Annotated in this window: 17 protein-coding genes and 1 tRNA gene; 9 read left to right on the top strand and 9 right to left on the bottom strand. The window is 42.1% G+C overall.

What is annotated here, in order from left to right:
• Positions 1-135 precede the first annotated feature (135 nt).
• The 3 genes from hppD to AC4CUX_RS11925 form a co-directional block, all read right to left on the bottom strand.
• Positions 136-1,197 (bottom strand): 4-hydroxyphenylpyruvate dioxygenase, encoded by a 1,062-nt coding sequence (hppD, locus tag AC4CUX_RS11915; RefSeq protein ID WP_279666904.1) that lies wholly within the window; start codon positions 1,195-1,197, stop codon positions 136-138.
• A 682-nt stretch (positions 1,198-1,879) separates the two neighbouring features.
• Positions 1,880-1,955, bottom strand: a tRNA-Arg gene (locus AC4CUX_RS11920).
• A gap of 79 nt (positions 1,956-2,034) precedes the next feature.
• Positions 2,035-3,387, bottom strand: coding sequence for an amino acid permease (locus AC4CUX_RS11925; protein WP_029574969.1), 1,353 nt, complete (start codon positions 3,385-3,387; stop codon positions 2,035-2,037).
• A 342-nt stretch (positions 3,388-3,729) separates the two neighbouring features.
• On the opposite strand from AC4CUX_RS11925, the gene prpF reads away from it, so the two are divergent.
• Both prpF and AC4CUX_RS11935 read left to right on the top strand, forming a co-directional pair.
• Positions 3,730-4,920: a 2-methylaconitate cis-trans isomerase PrpF gene (gene prpF / locus AC4CUX_RS11930; RefSeq protein ID WP_279732648.1), complete on the top strand. Its 1,191-nt coding sequence runs from the start codon at positions 3,730-3,732 to the stop codon at positions 4,918-4,920.
• 316 nt (positions 4,921-5,236) lie between these two features.
• Positions 5,237-6,148: a polyprenyl synthetase family protein gene (locus tag AC4CUX_RS11935; protein WP_201950587.1), complete on the top strand. Its 912-nt coding sequence runs from the start codon at positions 5,237-5,239 to the stop codon at positions 6,146-6,148.
• 140 nt (positions 6,149-6,288) lie between these two features.
• Here AC4CUX_RS11935 and AC4CUX_RS11940 read toward each other — a convergent pair whose 3' ends face one another.
• The 4 genes from AC4CUX_RS11940 to AC4CUX_RS11955 all read right to left on the bottom strand — a co-directional run bounded on the left by AC4CUX_RS11940 (position 6,289) and on the right by AC4CUX_RS11955 (position 9,345).
• Positions 6,289-7,146 carry an SPFH domain-containing protein gene (locus AC4CUX_RS11940; protein ID WP_058869115.1) on the bottom strand — a complete coding sequence of 286 codons (858 nt, stop codon included), beginning with the start codon at positions 7,144-7,146 and terminating at the stop codon, positions 6,289-6,291.
• A 15-nt stretch (positions 7,147-7,161) separates the two neighbouring features.
• The gene (locus AC4CUX_RS11945; RefSeq protein WP_004981271.1) at positions 7,162-7,635 is read right to left on the bottom strand and encodes an NfeD family protein; all 474 of its coding nucleotides are present in this window, start codon (positions 7,633-7,635) and stop codon (positions 7,162-7,164) included.
• Positions 7,636-7,732: 97 nt separating this feature from the next.
• Positions 7,733-8,650, bottom strand: coding sequence for a patatin-like phospholipase family protein (locus AC4CUX_RS11950; RefSeq protein WP_325086682.1), 918 nt, complete (start codon positions 8,648-8,650; stop codon positions 7,733-7,735).
• Positions 8,651-8,715: 65 nt separating this feature from the next.
• Complete coding sequence (locus tag AC4CUX_RS11955) at positions 8,716-9,345, bottom strand: 1-acyl-sn-glycerol-3-phosphate acyltransferase (RefSeq protein WP_201950593.1); 630 nt, start codon at positions 9,343-9,345, stop codon at positions 8,716-8,718.
• A gap of 136 nt (positions 9,346-9,481) precedes the next feature.
• Here AC4CUX_RS11955 and AC4CUX_RS11960 point away from each other — a divergent pair, with 136 nt between their 5' ends.
• The 5 genes from AC4CUX_RS11960 to AC4CUX_RS11980 all read left to right on the top strand — a co-directional run bounded on the left by AC4CUX_RS11960 (position 9,482) and on the right by AC4CUX_RS11980 (position 16,088).
• Positions 9,482-10,738, top strand: coding sequence for an MFS transporter (locus tag AC4CUX_RS11960; RefSeq protein ID WP_490792419.1), 1,257 nt, complete (start codon positions 9,482-9,484; stop codon positions 10,736-10,738).
• A 141-nt stretch (positions 10,739-10,879) separates the two neighbouring features.
• Positions 10,880-12,004, top strand: coding sequence for a porin (locus AC4CUX_RS11965; protein WP_490792420.1), 1,125 nt, complete (start codon positions 10,880-10,882; stop codon positions 12,002-12,004).
• A gap of 422 nt (positions 12,005-12,426) precedes the next feature.
• A complete protein-coding gene (locus AC4CUX_RS11970; protein WP_490792421.1) occupies positions 12,427-14,085 on the top strand; it encodes a phosphoethanolamine transferase in 1,659 nt (552 codons plus the stop codon).
• 3 nt (positions 14,086-14,088) lie between these two features.
• On the top strand, positions 14,089-14,769 hold the full coding sequence (locus AC4CUX_RS11975) for a response regulator transcription factor (RefSeq protein WP_004694591.1): 681 nt from the start codon (positions 14,089-14,091) through the stop codon (positions 14,767-14,769).
• Between the two features lie 2 nt (positions 14,770-14,771).
• A complete protein-coding gene (locus AC4CUX_RS11980; protein ID WP_184118933.1) occupies positions 14,772-16,088 on the top strand; it encodes an ATP-binding protein in 1,317 nt (438 codons plus the stop codon).
• On the opposite strand, the gene AC4CUX_RS11985 is transcribed toward AC4CUX_RS11980, so the two are convergent.
• Positions 16,078-16,788, bottom strand: coding sequence for a phosphatase PAP2 family protein (locus AC4CUX_RS11985; protein WP_279044850.1), 711 nt, complete (start codon positions 16,786-16,788; stop codon positions 16,078-16,080). The genes AC4CUX_RS11980 and AC4CUX_RS11985 overlap by 11 nt on opposite strands.
• A 164-nt stretch (positions 16,789-16,952) precedes the next feature.
• On the opposite strand from AC4CUX_RS11985, the gene AC4CUX_RS11990 reads away from it, so the two are divergent.
• Complete coding sequence (locus AC4CUX_RS11990; protein WP_279044844.1) at positions 16,953-17,645, top strand: HAD family hydrolase; 693 nt, start codon at positions 16,953-16,955, stop codon at positions 17,643-17,645.
• Positions 17,646-17,715: 70 nt separating this feature from the next.
• Here AC4CUX_RS11990 and AC4CUX_RS11995 read toward each other — a convergent pair whose 3' ends face one another.
• Positions 17,716-18,903, bottom strand: coding sequence for an ammonium transporter (locus tag AC4CUX_RS11995; protein ID WP_490792422.1), 1,188 nt, complete (start codon positions 18,901-18,903; stop codon positions 17,716-17,718).
• A gap of 724 nt (positions 18,904-19,627) precedes the next feature.
• Between AC4CUX_RS11995 and AC4CUX_RS12000 the strand changes: the two genes are divergently transcribed.
• A complete protein-coding gene (locus AC4CUX_RS12000; RefSeq protein ID WP_236770353.1) occupies positions 19,628-20,350 on the top strand; it encodes a carbonic anhydrase in 723 nt (240 codons plus the stop codon).
• The last annotated feature ends 28 nt before the right edge of the window (positions 20,351-20,378 follow it).

Here is a 20,378-nt window from a genome sequence, read left to right on the forward strand (position 1 = left end):
TGAACCATGATGATGTGTGTACTTATTTTTATATTGTCATCGGAGCAGACTTTAATTTTACGAGTATAGTTCTTGCGCAAAAGTTAAATTTCCCTGTACATAAAACTATATGTACAGGGAAATTCTAGAAATCGTTTAAGCTTTAGATACATCTAAAACGCCACGTTTAATTTGATCGCGTTCAATCGACTCAAATAGCGCTTTAAAATTGCCTTCACCAAAACCGTCGTCATCTTTACGCTGAATAAATTCAAAGAAGACAGGGCCTAGCATATTTTGAGAGAAAATTTGCAAGAGGAGGCCCTTATTACCGTCTTTAGTATTGCCATCCAGCAAGATGCCCCGTTTTTGTAGCTCATCAGCAGGTTCGCCGTGGTTAGGCAAACGTTCATCTAGCATTTCATAATAGGTATTTGGCGGAGGTGTCATGAATTTGGCACCTAAAGCTTTTAACTTGTCCCAAGTGCTAATCAGGTCATCACAAATGAAGGCAATATGCTGAATGCCTTCACCGTTAAACTCATTGAGGAATTCGGCAATCTGACCATTTCCTTTATCCGAATCTTCATTGAGCGGAATACGGATTTTGCCATCTGGCGCCGTGAGTGCCTTGGACGTCAGGCCAGTATATTCACCTTTAATATCGAAGTAGCGAATTTCTTGGAAGTTAAAAATCTTTTCATAGAAATCAGCCCAATACTGCATACGGCCTTTATACACATTATGGGTCAAATGGTCGATTTCATATAAACCTGTGCCGACAGGATGGGATGCTACATCATCAAAGAATATGAAGTCATTTTGGTAAATGTCACAATCGACGAGGAAAATAGGAGATCCTCCAATCCCTTTAATTGCTGGGATATTTAGCTCCATCGGACCAACTTGGTTGTAAATGGGTTCAGCACCAATTTCTATCGCCTTTTTAAATGCCTTTGCCGCATTCTTGGTGCGGAAACCCATTGCACAGGCAGAAGGGCCATGTTCTTTATAGAAATAAGCTGCATACGATTCAGGCTGATAATTTAGAATGATATTAATTTTACCCTGACGCCATAAATACGCATTTTTAGACTTATGCTTTGCCACTTTGCTGAACCCAATGGTTTCAAACACTGCATCTAGCTGACCATCTTTAGAAACAAATTCAATAAATTCGAATCCACACAGTTCTAATGGGTTGGCTAATTCATTCATACAACGTCCTCATTTCTTTTTTAAGCAATCCTATTGCTTATCTTTTTAACGATTCCTTTCAGAGCTAACGGACTGGTCGCTACAATTCTAGAGCGAGAGAGACAAATCCGTTTGTCTGACATGGGGCACCTGTTCAGCAGCATTCTTAATGTTGAGTGAACAAGTGTAGGAGTTTTAATTCATCATACTTGATCTAAATTATTATTCAATACGTAATTTAATTACGCAATAAATAAAATTGGTAAACGATTGACCTATAAATTAAATTAATATTATTCATAAAAATATGTTTTAAAATAGGGGAGCTTTGTTATACCAAGATTTCAGGATGAAATCTGTGCTATAGGACTAAAATAGAAGGGAAAAATTGGGTATGAAATTTGGCTCATTCCGTGCATCTGTTGAGAACAGCTATTTGAAAATGAAACAGCCAAGCAACTGATTTGAGCACGAAAATTAATTGCAAAAGATCAAGAATAGTTTGACTTACTAAAACCTGATTTGAAAACCCAGATGTAGGTGTCGCCGCGAGCAAGTTTGATCACGCTGAATTTTTTGCATTAACTTGAGCGGCTGTTGAATCAGCGCCCAAGATTGAAGGAGATTATTAGTATCTGGGCGCGATGAATTGAATTTTTAGTGTTTATGATTAGGCTTAGAGAGATTGAAAACAAATATAAAATGGTGCGCTCTGCGGGACTCGAACCCACGTCGGTCGCTTAGGAGGCAACTGCTCTATCCAGTTAAGCTAAGAGCGCAAAAGTGCGGTTAATGTAGCTGATTTTAATCAAAAAAAATAGTTATTGCCGAAACAATAACTATTTAAAAATGAATATTTTATGCTTTTCTATACAAAATTTTGTATAGAACGAACATTAATACGATCCAGATTGGAATCATTATCACAGCGCCGCTTAAACCTTGAGTCCACATGATGTAAAGCACTACAGCAATAAATGCAAGAACAAGGTAGTTACTGAAAGGCGACCAAAGTGCAGGAAATAATGGTTTTTTCGCTTCGCTTTTCATGGCCTTCATAAATTGAAGATGAGTTAAGCTGATCATGGCCCAGTTCAATACCAAAGCGCCAACAACAATATAAATTAAGTTGCTGAGAGCATCTTCTGGCGCAAAATAATTCAACAGTACACAACCGAAAATGAGCAATGCAGAGAACAAGACTGCCGGAATTGGCACACCTTGCTTATTGGTTTTACTGAATATTTTAGGTGCATTGCCTTGCTGTGCTAAACCAAACAGCATGCGGCTGTTAGCATACATACCGCTGTTATATACAGAAAGTGCTGCAGTCAAGATAATAAAATTCAGTAAATGCGCAGCCCAACCAATACCTAATTGACTGAAGATCATTACAAATGGGCTCTTATCTAAGCCGCCAAGTTGCAATTCATTCCAAGGTACAAGCGATAACAAAATGGTCAATGAACCCACATAGAAAATGAGGATACGAAATACCACTTGGTTGATTGCTTTAGGAATTGATTTTTGTGGATTATCAGCTTCTGCTGCAGCCATACCAATCAATTCAATACCGCCAAAGGCAAACATGAGGAAGGCAAGCATATAGAAGAGACCTTCAACGCCATGTGGGAAGAAACCGCCATGTGACCAAAGGTTGCTGAATGAAGCCGTGGAATCTGCGCCTGCCGTAGCCAAAAGATAAAGACCAAATACAATCATGGCGACGACAGCCGTGACTTTGATAATAGCTAGCCAGAACTCTGATTCACCATAAAATTTCACATTACCTAAATTGACTAAGGTAATGATCACAAAGAAGGTGAGAACAGATGCCCATGCAGGAATATGGGGCCACCAGTAGTTGATATACTTCGCAACAGCGGTAAGCTCGGTCATGGCCACCAGAACATATAGAATCCAGTAGTTCCAACCAGCTAAAAAGCCTGCAAATTTGCCCCAGTATTTGTTTGCAAAATGACTAAAAGAACCAGCTACAGGTTCCTCAACGATCATTTCCCCGAGTTGACGCATGATTAGAAATGCAATTAAACCGCCAATTGCATAGCCCAAAATAATGGATGGGCCAGCAGATTCAATCACATGTGCGGAACCTAAAAATAAGCCAGTACCAATTGCGCCGCCCATGGCAATCAATTGAATATGACGGTTCTTTAAGCCACGCTGAAGTTGAGACGACTCTTTATTCAAGTTATTTCAGCCCGACAATGGATAAGTGTTTCCGATTGTAATAGATCGCGAAGAAATCGCATAGTAGCTCAAAATTCATGAAAAAAAGTTATTATTCATATGAAAAATAATATATGATAAGTTGTAAATAAAAAACATACGAATCAATATATTAATTTTATTTAAATTATAAAATCGGGAATTTTATTTGGAAACCGGACGTTCACAAATGGTTTTTTTTTATACTTACTTAGACTAAAGTCCTGTACGTTACGCATGGATATTGAAAAAAGGTATGATGAACCAAAGTTAAATCAGCATGCTTGACTTAACACAATGATAAATATGAAGGATTCAATAAAAATGAGTTTTGCACCGCAAATCAAAATTCCAGCAACGTATATGCGTGGAGGGACCAGTAAGGGCGTATTCTTTAAATTAGATGATCTCCCAGAAGCTGCGCAACAGGCTGGACGCGTTCGAGATCAGTTATTGCTCCGTGTAATTGGTAGCCCCGATCCTTATGCAAAGCAGATTGATGGTATGGGTGGTGCAACATCGAGTACCAGTAAAACGGTGATTTTAGCGAAGAGCCAACAGCCCGAACATGATGTCGACTATTTATTTGGGCAAGTGTCGATTGATCAGCCGTTTGTCGACTGGAGCGGAAACTGTGGCAACTTAACGGCTGCTGTAGGCTCATTTGCGATTTCAAATGGTTTGGTCGATGCTGCACGTATTCCAGAAAATGGCATCTGCACAGTCCGCATTTGGCAGGTGAATATTCAAAAAATCATTATTGCACACGTACCTATTACGCAGGGCCAAGTTCAAGAAACAGGTGATTTTGAACTTGATGGCGTGACGTTCCCAGCTGCAGAAGTGCAAATTGAATTTTTAGATCCAGCCGATGATGGTGAAGATGGTGGTGCAATGTTCCCAACAGGGAATTTGGTTGACACTTTAGAGGTTCCAGAGATTGGTCGCTTTCAAGCAACGTTTATCAATGCAGGTATTCCGACCATTTTCTTAAATGCAGAAGACATTGGCTACACGGGGAGTGAATTACAAGACGCAATTAATGGCGATGCCAAAGCTTTAGCGCGCTTTGAAACCATTCGTGCCCATGGTGCAAAACAGATGGGGCTGATTCAAGATATTTCTGAAGCTGCCAGTCGTCAACACACGCCTAAAATTGCTTTTGTTTCTAAGCCAAAACAATATGTCTCTTCGAGTGGTAAAACCATTACAGAGCAAGACACCGATTTATTGGTTCGTGCACTTTCTATGGGTAAATTACACCATGCGATGATGGGGACAGCGGCTGTTGCCATTGGTACCGCAGCAGCGATACCTGGAACCTTGGTCAATTTGGCCGCGGGTGGTGGAGCACGTGAAGCGGTTCGTTTTGGTCATCCTTCAGGGACTTTACGTGTCGGAGCGCAAGCGATACAAGAAAAGGGTCAGTGGGTAGTGAAAAAAGCTGTCATGAGTCGTAGTGCTCGCGTGTTGATGGAAGGTTGGGTGCGTATTCCAGCGGAAAGCTTAGATTAACGCTATGTAAAAAGCCTCTTTCTGTAGAGGCTTTTTTATGTCAACTCTAGGTCTGTGATAAGAAGGCTAAAAATAACTAAGAGCATGAGCAGTGAATTTTAGAGCTTGATTGCTTGTGTAATGGCTGCTTGAAATAGTAGAAAAGTCATTCTTATCACCTCGTCCGCAAAAATTAATAGAATACTGTGCCTTGTTTGTGCTTTCGGCATAGAGAAAGCGGGCAGAAAGCAGTATCATGCCAACAGATCATTTCAAATGATCGGCTCAGGCAAACTGAGCACCAGATTAATTTATCCTATTGTTATTCGAGGCGAATGTGTCAGCACTAACCGACGTATCAGCAAATGCACTCCAACAGGCTCAACAACGTATTCACGATGATTTATTGACGGCACTTGATGCTTTTTCAATTCCGGAACCGTTAAAGAGTGCCGTGCATCATGCTGTCATGTTAGGTGGCAAACGTGTGCGTCCTGCGCTGTGTTATGCCACGGCACATTTAAATCCAAACAATAATGCCGCTGCCGTGCGCCGTGCCGCTGTGGCTGTGGAACTGATTCATTGTTATTCCTTGGCACATGATGATTTGCCGTGTATGGACAATGATCTTTTGCGCCGTGGTCAGCCGACCTGTCACGTGGCTTATGGTGAAGATACAGCTTTGCTTGCGGGTGATATCTTGCAGTCTATGGCATTTGAAATTTTAGGTAGTCGACTGTTTGATGCTGGCCCAGTGGTTGATCAGGGTATTGTACTGAAGCAGATGCAAATTTTAGCGACAGCGAGCTCTAAAATGGTGTGTGGCCAAGTCCTTGACCTGCAAGCCGAAGGTAAACGTGTCGATCAGGCTGCACTTGAAAATATCCATCGGAATAAAACGGGTGCATTAATCTCTGCTGCGGTGATGATGGCCGCGGTGACTGTATTTGACGGTTGCGATCAAGCGATTCCTACGTTACGCGAATATGCGCAGGCAATTGGTTTGGCTTTTCAGGTGCAAGACGATATTTTAGATATCATTTCAAATACAGATGTACTGGGTAAAACCGCAGGGAAGGATGAGCAAGTCGAAAAATCGACTTATCCAGCCTTGATGGGGCTAGGCGCTGCACAAGAGTATGCCAAGGCTTTGCATGATCAAGCCTTTGCTGCTCTGGCTTATTTCCCAACGGATGCGGCAGCAGAACTTAATCAGATTTCACAGTTTTTATTGGCTCGCCAAAGCTAAATTTCAGTGTTTAGATTTAAAAAAGAGGACATAGCGTGTCCTCTTTTTTAATGCTTGTTCCTTAGAGGCTTGAGTTTTTCACAACGCCAATAAAAAAGGCAGCTCGAAAGCTGTCCTCATTTAATCAAACCAAGCATCAGTTAGATGTCTTTACGCCCCATAACACCACGGATGGTACTTAAAATATCGGCTGGCAACACCACTGTTTTAGCATTGTTCGATTTAGACATGTCTTGCATCGCTTTGACATATTGTTCACCCAACAAGTAAGCCACAGGAATTTCCTTGTCGCCCACAGCCGAAGTGACCATTTCAATGGCACGCTGAGAAGACTCTGCTAAGACCACTTGTGCTTCTGCATCACGACGAGATGCTTCTAAACGGCCATCTGCCTCTAAAATCGCTGCTTGTTTTTCACCATCTGCTTTGGTCACGGTCGCACGACGTTGACGCTCAGCTGCCGCTTGCGCTTCCATTGCGGCTTGCATGGTTGAAGAGGGTTGAATGTCTTGGATTTCAACGGTTTTGAGGGTAATGCCCCAGTCTGAAATATCATCCGAAATGGCTGCTTTAAGTTTGGCTTTAATGTGATCACGAGACGATAGCGCATCATCGAGATCCATTTCACCAACGATTGAACGCAGTGACGTTTGCACTAAGTTTTGAATGGCCCATGTATAGTTTTCAATCCCATAGACGGCATTTACAGGAGTCGTGATGTTGATGTAGGCCACTGCATTCATAAGCAAAACGGCATTATCGCGGGTAATCACTTCTTGTGAGGGAATGTCTAATACAATGTCTTTGGTCGTCACTTTATAAGCCACTTCATCGACATAAGGAATCACAAAGTTGAGACCTGGACTCAACGTGGTATGGTATTTCCCCAGACGTTGTACGATCCATTTATAACCTTGTGGAACAATACGGACACCTTTAAAAATGGTGACAGCGGCAAAAGCCAAAATTGCTAAAACGACAATAAATCCACCAGACATATGCTTAACTCACTTTTATCTATTTTCGTTGGTTGAGAGATGTGCTTTGACCATTAAATCATTGCCCAGTATTTCAACGACACGTACTCGGTCGCCGACGTGGACTTTATCTAAAGTACGACAGTTCCATTCATCTGAACCGAGTACTGGAATGGGGAAGCGAACGCGAATGTGTTCATTTTCAGGACTCGCTTGAATCACCATGCCAATTTGACCGATGGTTGCTTCGCGAGACAGTCCTGCTTTGGTTTTGTCAGTCGAAAGCGGTTTAATAAATTTAAACCAAAGTAAAGTGCATAAAATAGACAAAATAATCCACGTCACAAACTGCGTGGTAACACCCATCATGGGGAACATCCAGTACAGAATACCGACCATAATGGCCGCAATACCGAACCACAATGCGGCAAAAGCAGGCAGAATCAGCTCTGATAACATTAACAGAACGCCCAATACAAACCAGTGCCAAGGCTCAAAAGCAAATTCCATACATCTACTCATATATTCGTTATAGGGATATAGATGCAGAAGCATCTATATCAATTTAGCAGATGAATAAGTCTTTGAATATTAAAAATCAAATTTTTTAGAATTTGGCTTTAGGGGCTGGTTTAAAAGCAGCTGGGGTCTTTTTAAAATCGACAATGGCTTTTTCAATCGATTTAATTTTGAGCTGTGCGGCTTTTTCACCTTCTAAAATAGATTGATTGCTGGCTTTTAAGTCCAAAGTACCCAAGTGTCCGACTTTAGGTTGAATCACCACAGTCGCTTGGCTCAATTCTTCATTGATGCTTTGCTGCCCCATAATATTAATGGTCTGGTCCAGCAAGCCCCACATATTCAGTGGCTTGTTTCCAACGGGACGGGCTGAAATATCAACCGCAATTACAATATCCGCGCCCATGTCCTTGGCTGTTTTGACTGGAATTGGGCTGACCAGACCGCCATCAACATATTTGGTTCCACCAATCACTGCAGGTACAAAAACGTTCGGAATACTACATGAAGCACGTACTGCTTGGCCCGCATTGCCTTTGATAAAGTCGGCTTTACGTCCAGTGTCAAGACGGGTCGCCACCGCAGCAAAACGGATAGGGAATTGTTGAATTGGTTTGTTGCCGACATGTTTGTTGACATAGTCTTGCAGTTTTTGACCTTGAATAAACCCTTGGGAGTTGAGGGTTAAGTCTCGAATGTCCGATTCTTTTAAGGTCAAGGCAATTTGCTGAAGTTGGAAAGGCGTTTTACCACTGGCGTAGATACTGCCCACAAAACTTCCCGCACTGGTTCCCGTAACAATTTTAGGTTTAATACCATGTGACTCTAAAACTTTAAGCACCCCAATGTGTGCAAAACCTTTGGCACCGCCACCGCCGAGTGCAATCGCAATCACAGGTTCACGAGCTTGAATAGGAGTAGTTGTTGGTGTTTTCTTTGATGCAAGATCACATCCTGCCATAGTCAGTGTGAGTGCACCAATCAGAGATAAACGAGCAAAATTCATGGTCAACAGTACTAAAATGCAAAACAAATAATGGTGCACATCTCAGCAGATTCGACCTTGATTTACTAGCTATTTTTTAAGCGTTTTTGTAAAGGCTTGGCCAACCATTTTGGGTTCTTGGCTGAAAATTTGCCGATATACAGATCTAAAATATGCTCTAGGTCTTGCTCAAAATATCCAGTAGGATGAAACACGCCCAAGCAGTGAATAGTTTTTTGCGCATAGTCAAAGGAAAACATCACAATTGGAATCTGTGCACCATACGCAATGCGATAAAAGCCACTACGGATGGCTTCGGCTTGCTTACGTGTGCCTTCAGGCGCCATACCGACCCAAATTTTTTCTTTGCTGTGAATAATATCGATAATATTTTGGGTTAACCCTTGAGCATGGCTACGATTGACAGGAATGACGCCAATCCACTCAAGTAATGGTTTCAGTGGGGTATGAAACAAACTGTTCTTACCAAAAATGGTGATTTGCAGGCCCAAGCCCAATAGAGCCGTAAAGCCATGCCATGCATCGATATTTGAGGTATGCGGTGAAATAATTGCTACCGCTTTAGGTAGATTGGGAAATTCGCCAACAAAGTGCCAACCTTGCGTCAAATAAAGCTGCTTAAAAATAGCGCGAGTGAATGCAGATGAGTTACGACTTGGAACTTGATCTGGTAGTTCTGGAAAATATTGGTTCATTGTTATTATACTCAATCGACCAAGATGTATATGATCTCATCATAAGCACTGATCGGCTTGAATTCATTGGCAAAAAAAGTGAAGGGATACCGATCTCAGATGAACATTTTGACCAATCCATGTATATAGGAACAGCATGCTACAGACTCGCAATGTATATATTTTGCTGTTTTCATTGTATTGGGCACAGGGCTTACCTGTCGGGTTTATGACTCATGCCTTGCCTGTCATTTTAAGAGCACAGGGTGTTTCATTGGCACAGATTGGGGGCTTCGGACTGCTGATGTTGCCGTGGTCGATCAAAGTGTTTTGGGCACCTGTGTTAGATCGTTTTGGGATCACCCGTTTCGGCCACTATCGGAGTTGGATTATTCCATTGCAGTTTCTTACGGTGCTGGTGCTGATCGGACTGTCTTTCCTCCCGATTGATGGATTAAATCAACCTATTTATTTATGGGCTTTCTTTGTGGGCCTCCTGAGTATGAATTTGCTAGGGGCAACGCAAGATATTGCAACCGATGGATTGGCAGTCAATATTTTAAAAGGGGAGCAACAGCACTGGGGCAATACCTTTCAGGTGATTGGATCGCGTCTGGGTTTTATAGTCGGTGGTGGTGCAATCTTGTGGGCATTAGATTGGCTGAGCTGGCAGAGCACTTTTTTGATGCTGGCGGCAATCGTCTTTATAAACATGCTGCCGATTTTAATTTATCCAGAGCCAAAGCATCGAGAGGTATCAGCAGCTCAGACCCCATCTTTTAAACTCCAGCAGATCAAAAACTATTTGGCTTATTTTGTCCAGAGTCCTTTGCTTGCAGCATGGTTAGCAGTGCTATTGAGCTTTAAAATTGCTGATGGTTTAGCAGGGCCACTTTTGAAGCCTTTAATGGTCGATTTGGGTCTGAGTTTTTCTCAGATAGGGCTTTATGTCACCATGTTGGGTGCATGTGCCGCCTTAATAGGCGCAGGACTTGCGGGCTATAGTTTGAAGTTGATTCGCCGTGCCACGGCTTTAGTACTGTATTCGGTGCTAAAAATATTCAGTCTGGGGGCTTATACATGGTTAGGCTTTCAATATGAAAACCAGCACAGTATTCAGCCGTGGCTGATTTATCTGATCAATGCCTTTGAAGATATGACTTCATCGATGCTGTTGGTGGTTATGCTCACCCTAGTAATGCAATACAGTCGCAAACATCTGGCAGGCACGGACTTTACTTTTCAAGTGGCGCTGATGGCCACCGTCAGTGGTGGTTTGTATAGTGTGAGCGGTCTATTGGGAGATTGGCTCGGCTATTTTAATTATCTGTGTATGATTGTGGTCATTGCGATGTTGAGCCTGTGGTTTATCTTCAAATGGCGTGGCATTGTGATGCATTCAGACCTTTCATAATTCATTCATAAATAAATCATAAAAAGTGCTAAATATTGACGTAAACAATTAAAAAATATAACTAAATAATTTTTTAATTGTTCTGTCATATATGTCTGAACGGTAATATTTGTAACAAATTTACCGTAGGATATTTTGATAATGAAAACACAAATTGCAGCCGCAATCGCTTTAAGTTTAGTGGCAGGGGTAACATTCGCAGCACCTACTTTTTATGGTGAAATTGATGTCACGGCCGATTATTTACCTGAAGACAATGCTTCGCCAAATAAAGACCGCGATGTGGTCGAGCTGAATTCTAACAACTCCTTTTTGGGGTTAAAGGGCGAAGAGAAGCTGACAGATCGCTTAAATGCACTCTACCAAGCTGAATTTACCTTCTATGTGGACAATGGCGGTAGCACAGATACTTTCGTTCCACGTAATTTACTCGTCGGCTTACAAGACCAGAAATTGGGAACATTGAAAGTCGGTAAAATTGATACCCCCGTTAAACAACTGTCTTCAGTGGTAGATACCTTTAATAACTATGTGGCCAACAAAGCCGATGTGGCGGGGATTTTCACGGGTGAAAACCGAGTCGATAACGTGCTGGTCTATGAAACACCTGCTTGGGGAGTGGGCACAGGTAAACTGAAAGCTGCGGCACTGTTAGCAACAGGTGAAGCTGGTGGTATTGAAAAGTCTAAAGGCGGGGCAAAAGTTGCAGGGCGTGGTCTGGGCGATGCTTGGTCAGCATCAGTAGTCTATGACAGTAAAAAGTTTGTTGCAGGGGTTGGTTATGATAAGGCCATTCCGTCAACCTTTGCAGGAGGTGGCACGTTGAATGCGTCAGCGCCTGAAGTGACTGGCGGAGTGGCTGGTAGTGCATTTGCAGCAGCTGATACTTTGCGTGCCATTGGTCGAGTAAATCTGAATAATGGTTTGGCGTTGAAAGCCTTATATCAAACTTCTGAAGTGGCGGATGTACAAGGCAATGATGCAGCCGCGGCTGCCATAGACGATGCACAAGGCTGGTTGGTTGGGGCTGAATATAACTTACCGACTGCCAAAGCTTGGACAGTGAAAGCTCAATACAGTCAAAACTCAACCAGTTTTAAAACATCTAAAGAAGACTTTGATGCGCAGCAGTTTATTGCAGGTGCTGATTATGCCTTTACTAAGCAAGTTAAAGCTTATGGTTACGCAGGGATATTGACACTTGAACAAGCATCATTTGAAACCAAACAACCTGTAGTAGGCACGGGAATTGAATACAAATTTTAATGTTTAAGTGATAGAAAGGGCAAAGTCTCTAAAGATTAATGCGAATGAGTTAAGGAGTTTTATAGAAACTCCTTAACTTTTTGTCGCTTACGAGGGAATCTTCGTATTTTAAAATTCAATATTTGGAGCTCGTCCGTTCTTTTGCGTAGCCAAAAGAACCAAAAACATTTGTCTTCCGAAAAACCTTTTCCTTTTCTGCATTTAAATGATCATTTTGCAAAAACATTCCTTTTAAATGGACATGCAGGTTGCGGATGACGTTTCCGCGTATCAAATAATATTGGGCGGCTCAAAAAGGACGTCTGATTACTTAACTGATCGGTATGACTTTATATATTCGGCCACAGCGCCTTTTTTATTTAAGCGAGTTTTAAGTTTAGAAAACTACATTGGGGCATCCGCTCAGCAAGACATGATTTAAAATGTTCAATTTGCAGTCTATTTTTAAAGAAGTTTCACTTTCGCGCTTTAACGTATATTTGGCGCTGTGGTTAGCCGTGGTTTTAAACGTGATGTTCTATAAGCAAGTTCAGTTGCTTACGCCCTATCATGGTTTCAAAGCTTATGCCTTTATCGGTGCTACCATTTTGGTGGTGTTGGCTTTTTATCATTTGGTTTTTCAGCTGTTACAGTGGCGACCGATGGCTAAAGGGGTGGCTGCGCTATTGATCATCATTGGTGGAATGAGTGCCTATTTTGTCAACAGTTTAGGTGTTTCGATCACACCAGATCAGATCCAAAACATGATGCAAACCGATGGCAATGAAGTGCGCGACTTGTTGTCATGGCGTCTTGTGCTGTGGATTGGGGCGATGGTGGTGCTACCTTTAGTCATCTTATTTAAGGTCAAAATCCGCTGTGATCCTTTCAAAACCGTGTTATTGCACAAGCTCTTCGGTAGTGCAGTCTCTATTTTGCTGATTGCAGGCATGTTGTTTATTTTCTTTGTTGATTATGCAGCGATTTTCCGTGAGCATCGTGATCTCAAAGGGATGATTTCACCGCAAAATGCGATCAGTTCAACGCTGTCATATTATAAAAAAAATCGACCACAGCCGCATTTACCGTTGGTGACTTATGGTGAAGATGCCCATTTGGTGAAGCAAGTCGGACAGCAAAATTTGCCGAAATTGATGGTTTTGGTGGTTGGTGAAACGGCACGTGCAGAAAGTTTTTCTTTAAATGGCTATGCGAAAAAGACCAATCCTGAACTGGAAAAACTCAATGTCATCAACTTTAATCAAGTCAGTTCTTGCGGTACAGCCACTGCGGTTTCTGTGCCTTGTATGTTTTCAGGCATGCCACGTGAAAACTACGATGCACAGTTAGCGCACCACCGTGAAGGTTTATTAGACCTTGCACAGCGTGCTGGTTACAAAGTGACATGGATTGACAATAACTCTGGCTGCAAAGGCGTTTGTGATCGGGTTGAGCAGTATAAAATTCCTGAACCGATACAAAAAAAATGGTGTTCAGCCGATGGTGAATGTAGCGATGAAATTTTGGTGGATAGCTTAAAAGCCTATATGGCTGGTATTGCGGCTGATGATAAAACGCCACGTTTAATTGTGTTACACCAAATGGGCAGTCATGGACCAGCTTACTATAAGCGTTCAACGCCTAAGTTTCAGCCTTTCCAACCGATGTGCGAAACCAATGCCATTCAAGCCTGCACACCTGAACAGCTGAAAAATAGTTATGACAACTCCATTGTTTATACCGACCATGTGTTGAGTCAACTGATTGGTGTATTAAAGCAAAACTCAAATTTTGAAACTGGTTTTTGGTATTTATCTGACCATGGTGAGTCGACTGGTGAGCACGGGTTGTATCTACATGGTTCACCTTATGCCATTGCACCGAGTCAACAGACCCACGTGCCGATGCTGATGTGGTTTTCAGAAACATGGCAAAGGCAGAATCCACAACAAATCGCTTGCTTAGGGCAACAAAAAAGCCAAGAATTAAGCCAAGATCATTTGTTCCCAAGCTTATTGAGTTTACTTGGGGTAAAAAGTACGGTGATTGATTCAAAAAATAATATGTTAGAACACTGTACTGCGACCAAAGCGAGCACTTAGACCATGTCAAAAATATTGATTATTGAAGATGATTTTATGATTGCTGAGTCCACACAAACGCTGCTGCGTTATCAGCAGTTTGATGTGGTATGGGTCAATAATGGTTTTGATGGTTTAAAGCAATTACAACAATATCCATTTGATGTGGTGTTGTTGGATTTGGGACTACCGATGATGGATGGGATGCAGGTCCTAAAAAATATTCGCTCGCTTTATCCGACTTTGCCTGTGCTGATTATTTCAGCGAGAGATCAGTTACAAAATCGAGTCGATGGTTTAAACCATGGTGCGGATGATTACTTAATTAAGCCTTATGAGTTTGATGAGTTGCTGGCACGTATTCATGCACTATTACGTCGTAGTGGCGCGTTAAAACAGCAAAAGCAAAGCCAGACTTTGAGTTATGCAGGTCTAGAGTTAGATGAAGATTTGCACTTAGCCAAGTACAAAGGGCAGACCATTGATTTGTCGAACCGAGAATGGGCTATTTTAATTCCTCTGGTCAGTCATCCCAATAAGATTTTTTCCAAAACCAATTTGGAAGAAAAGCTCTATGACCTTGACTCGGAAATTAACAGCAATACCATTGAAGTTTATATTCACCATTTACGTGCCAAACTTGGCAAAGACTTTATCCGTACCATTCGAGGTTTAGGCTATCGTTTGGGGCAGGTTGAAGCATAACGATGGCGAAGTCGACTCCTGTTTCCTTAAAGCGTCAACTAATTACCTATACCTCTTTATTTAGTATTGTGATGGGCTGTTTGTTGGTGATTGCAGCATATCGCATTGCCCTTGAAGAGACCAATGAGATACTCGATGCACAAATGCGTAATTTGGCAGAGCGTGTTGCAGCGCATGATCCCGCTCCAATTAAGAGTGAATTTGAGGCGGACAGACACTATCACGAAGAAGATTTATTTGTAGATGTCTGGTCGTATGGGCTGCCTGAACAACGGCAACATGAGTTTGATTTATTAATACAACCCGTTAAAAAAGCTGGATTTTATACCCATCACACGGCACAGGGGCTATGGAATACCTATGTGCTGCCAACAGAAAAGTATCAAATTCAAGTCAGTCAGCAGCGCAGTGTAAGACAAAAGCTGGCTTTAGAGCTGGCGGCCAATATGTTGATTCCATATTTACTGTTTATGCCTTTGGCTTTATGGGGACTGAGTTGGATTATTGGACGTAGTCTAAAGCCCTTAGATGAGTTTAAAGCGGAACTTGCACAGCGTGAACCATATGAACTGAGTGAGATTCGGCCAGACGGTTATCCTTTAGAAATTCTTCCGACCATTAATGAAATGAATCGTTTATTTGAACGAATTTCGCTGTCGCAACAAGAACAAAAGCAATTCATTGCCGACGCAGCGCATGAGCTCAGAACCCCGATTACCGCACTGAATTTGCAAATGAAAATTTTGCTGCATGAATTTCCAGAACACCAAGCGTTAAAAAACCTAAGTCTAGGCTTAATTCGGACTCAACATTTGGTATCACAATTGCTCAATTTGGCAAAACAGGATGCTTCTGTACCAAGTTTAGAACCGACACAAAGACTAGGATTAAGTGATGTGGCAGTTGAATGTATGGAGCAACTGATGGAGCTGGCGCTAGCGAAAAACATCGATTTGGGCTTAGAACAGCATGAAGCACTTTGGATAGAAACTCAAAGTTCAGCCTTACATTCTATTGTCTATAATCTCTTGGATAATGCGATTAAATATACGCCTGAACAGGGCGTGATTAATGTCTCCATTTATCAGCAAGATCAGCAAGCCATTGTTCAAATTGAAGACAGTGGGCCGGGCATTGCGCCAGAGCTTTATGATCATATCTTAAAGCGTTTCTATCGCGTACATCATCATCTGGAAGTCGGCAGTGGACTGGGCTTATCCATTGTTGATAAAGCCGCGGAAAAAATTGGCGCCAAACTGCACTTTGGACAAAGTGCAGGATTGGGGGGGTTACAAGTTCAAGTGATCTTTAAGCTGTAGTTTGGGTTTGATTTGGGCTGGGCTGTGTAAACTGCTTATAACACAGCGCATATGCCAGTACATTGACCAGCCAAATCACCCATGCCGTCCATAAATTGTGACTGAGGAAATGTGCACCCCGCATCATTTGCGCCCAACCCATTACAAAGCCTAGAACTAGGGCAGCAAGCAAATAAAACCACGCCCGTTTGGGTTCATTTAGACGGTATACGAAATATCCCACAAAGAGCGCAAAACCTGTCGCAGCATGTCCTCCAGGAAAACAATGTCCTGCGCTGGCGGATAAGTCCCAAAAGAAATCATGTGTCGTGGCTAGAGTCATGTCCCATGGACAGGCATGTGCGGATTGTGATTTTAAAATCCCAATGAGACTGGTACTGATGAGTACTAAACCAATGAAATAGCCATTTTGCCAACGGCGGGGTTTGAACGCAGCCCATTTATATGAAGCGAGCCATTTCAGCAAATAAATTACATACACTGCGATGATGATGTCTTTGACATAACGGTGATTTAGTTCTGCTAAGGCCCAGTCGCGCTTTAGTGGAAAATGACCTGTTTGATCCATAAAAGGGTGAATCAGTTGTAAGTCGATGGTGCCCGCCACAGGGAAGAGCAGCCACAATACGGCAAAACCTAGCGTCAAAATAAAAAACTGAAGGATGAAAAAACGTTGCTGATCCGACACAAGTGAGGCCATGTTCTGAAAATAAGCGCTATTCAAACAGCGTCAGCTTAAGCGAGGCTTAACATAAACGCTGTTTCATCGGCTTTAGCATGATCTGTGCTTTGGTTATCGTTTTATGGCGAATACAAAGTGTCGGTTCAGTGTTACATTTGCTCTCAAATACATGAGGTTTAAACATGTCGATACGTGCTGTTCTATTTGATTTGGATAATACCTTGACGCATCGTGGACGAAGTGTTGCGGCTTTTAGTCAAGATCTTGCCGATACTTATCAAAGCCAACTTAACTGCGTTGATGTGGAGCAGATTGAGTCGATTGTGAATCGGATTGATAATGGTGGTTATCCCTTAAAAGAGTATTTAACTCATCCCAGCATCGGTGCTTCAGTGGCTTATGCGTTGCTACAGGAGTTAAACTGGCAGGTGGCTCCGCATTTAGAAGAATTAAGCAATTTTTGGTTTGCACAGTTTGGTTCCAGTGCAGTGGCGATGCCTGAAGCTGAGCAAACACTGACCCGTCTAAAGCAAGCAGGATATAAACTCGCCATTATTTCAAATGGTGGTCATACCACACGGCTGTCTATATTAAATGGCTTGGGTTTTCAGCATTATTTTGATGTGATCAATAGCTCTGGATTGTTTGGCCAAGCCAAACCCGAAGTTGATATTTTTATTGACACCGCACAGCAACTGGCTGTTGATGTGGAGCAGTGTTTATTTATCGGTGATCATCCTATCAATGATGTACAAGGTGCACAGCAGGCAGGAATGCAAGCACTGTGGTTATCAGGCTTTCATGTTCCTTCAGTACAGATGTCTGCACCGAGTATCACTGTATTGTCCGAGATTTTTGATTATTTAGAGCGCTAAAAGCCTCTTATCATGTTCAATACGAATAAAAAAAGCGGCCCATGTGAGCCGCATTAAAGTGGAAATGTGTTTAGAACATACTGTCATCTGAGTTGGCAGAGATTTTATGAATAGATAAATCTGCACCGCGAAATTCATCTTCTTGACTTAAACGGATGCCCATCGTGGCTTTTAAAGCGCCATAGACCACCAATCCACCAATAACAGCTATACCTATTGCTAAGAGCGCACCAATCAGCTGTGACATCATCGCAACACCGCCCAAACCACCAAGCCATTTTTGACCAAAGATCCCGACTGCAAGCCCACCAAAGGCACCACATACGCCGTGCAAAGGCCATACACCGAGTACATCATCGACTTTTAGCTTGTTTTGGGTGTAGGTGAAAAGTTTGACAAAAATCAGTCCAGCAATAGCGCCAATCACCAATGCCCCAATCGGATGTACGACATTCGAACCTGCACAAATTGCCACAAGACCCGCTAAAGGGCCATTGTGTAAGAAGCCTGGGTCATTTTTTCCTGCGAAGTTGGCTGCTAAGGTTCCTCCAACCATGGCCATAAGTGAGTTAATCGCGACCAGTCCTGAAATTGCATCCAAACGTTGTGCACTCATCACGTTAAAGCCAAACCAACCCACGATCAAAATCCATGAACCTAGAGCCAAGAACGGAATAGACGAAGGAGGATGCGCACTGACACGGCCATCTTTCTTGTAGCGACCATCACGTGCACCGAGTAAAACCACCGCAGCCAAAGCTATCCAGCCTCCCATAGCATGTACAACCACTGAACCTGCGAAGTCATGGAAACTTGCGCCGAAAGTGTCCTGTAGCCATTGCTGTAAACCAAAGTTGCCATTCCATGCGATTCCTTCAAAGAAAGGATAAACCAAGGCCACCAATAACACGGTTGCAATCGCTTGTGAGCGCATTTTAGCACGCTCGGCAATACCGCCTGAAATAATGGCTGGAATTGCGGCCGCAAAAGTGAGCAGGAAAAAACAGCGCATCAGGTTATAGCCATGATCCGCCGCTAAGGTATCTCCGATATGGAAAAAATGATGTCCATAGGAAATGTAATAACCAACAAAGAAGTAGGCGATTGCGGAAAGTGAAAAGTCCGTTAAAATTTTGCTTAAAGCGTTGACTTGATTTTTATGACGAACTGTCCCTAGTTCTAAAAAAGCAAAGCCCGCATGCATGGCAAGGACTAAAACCGCACCAAGAAGAAGAAAAAGTAAGTCAATATTTTGCATGTTTAGGTTCCATTTGAGTGCAAAATTTTGCAAAAAGAAACTCAGTATACTGATGCCTGTAATTTCGTGAAGATCTCAGCAAAAAGGAAATATTGATTAAGTTTTGCTTAAAAATAACAAGACTCGATATAAAGCAAAAGTATGCACCATGATGGTGTTTGTGCATTGCAGTGGTGCATGGGTTAAAATATAAATTAATATTAAGTTTATGAATATATTATGGTTATCTAAGTTTTTACATTTTAAATATACAGGTGTATATTTTATCTCTTGAGCTAAGCCAAAAAAGCAGTAACTCAAAAAATGATAAAAAAATTCGGTCAGCAACTATTTTTATTTGAGTCTTCGTTGCTTTGTTCTCTTTTGGAACGCTCATGCCATGAAATGTGCGTGCTGATTGTGCATCAGTGAAAGTTTTTAAACATGATTGTATTTTCTCATTCTTATTTTAATTTATCACAGATAAAAGGTGAATAATCACATAACTACATGTAATTAATTGTAATTATTGTCATATATGATCAGTCCTATTTCAGCATTTTTCATCTAGAACGAGACAAAATAGTCGGGCAATATTGGCTTTTTGCTGAAAAGTTATGATTACAGAGTTTGCACAAAAAACAAAGACAAGCAGGCAGAATTGGCATTTTAGGTTTTGCTGCTTGAGCGTGATTTCTTAGAGGATATTGGGGCGTTTTAAACCGATATTTTTTGATGGATTATGATGAAGAAAAAACTAATAGCAACATTGTTTGGTCTCCCATGTGTGATGGCTTGGGCCAGTAGTGAAGTAACTTCGGATTGGGGTTATCAAGCACAAACAGCACCGCAGTATTGGAGCCAGCTCAACACCAAATACCAAACTTGTGCGGGGCATAATCAATCACCCATTAATATTGAGCATGTGATTTCAGCAGACCTTGCGCCACTTGATTTTGATTATAAAACTGCTGCAACGAGTATCGTGAAGCTCCCTCATACTTTACAAGCCAATTTTCATCAAGGCAGTTATTTAAGTTTAGAGGGAGAACGATTTCAATTATTGCAAATGCATTTACATAGCCCTTCTGAAAATACGATTCACGGCAAAAGTTTTCCGATGGAATTACATTTAGTCCATGCTTCTGAAAAAGGAGAGCTGGCTGTGGTTGCGGTGATGTATGAACAAGGGAAAAAGAATCAAGCACTTGATGGACTATGGCAGCAGTACAGGTACCCCCAGAAAGTACTCACTTTAAACGCAGATCAATTTCTGCCGACACATCGCGAGTACTACCGCTTTAATGGTTCGCTCACGACACCGCCGTGTACTGAAGGTGTACGTTGGGTGGTCTTAAAAGATATTCAGCAGGCATCAGCACAGCAAATCGCAAACTTCGCTGCACTGATGGGGTATCCGAATAATCGTCCTGTTCAAGCCACCAATGCGCGCTTGGTTTTAGACTAGAGCGTGAATTAAAAAAGCAGATCGTGTG

Source organism: Acinetobacter sp. 231_lipA (genome assembly GCF_058243005.1).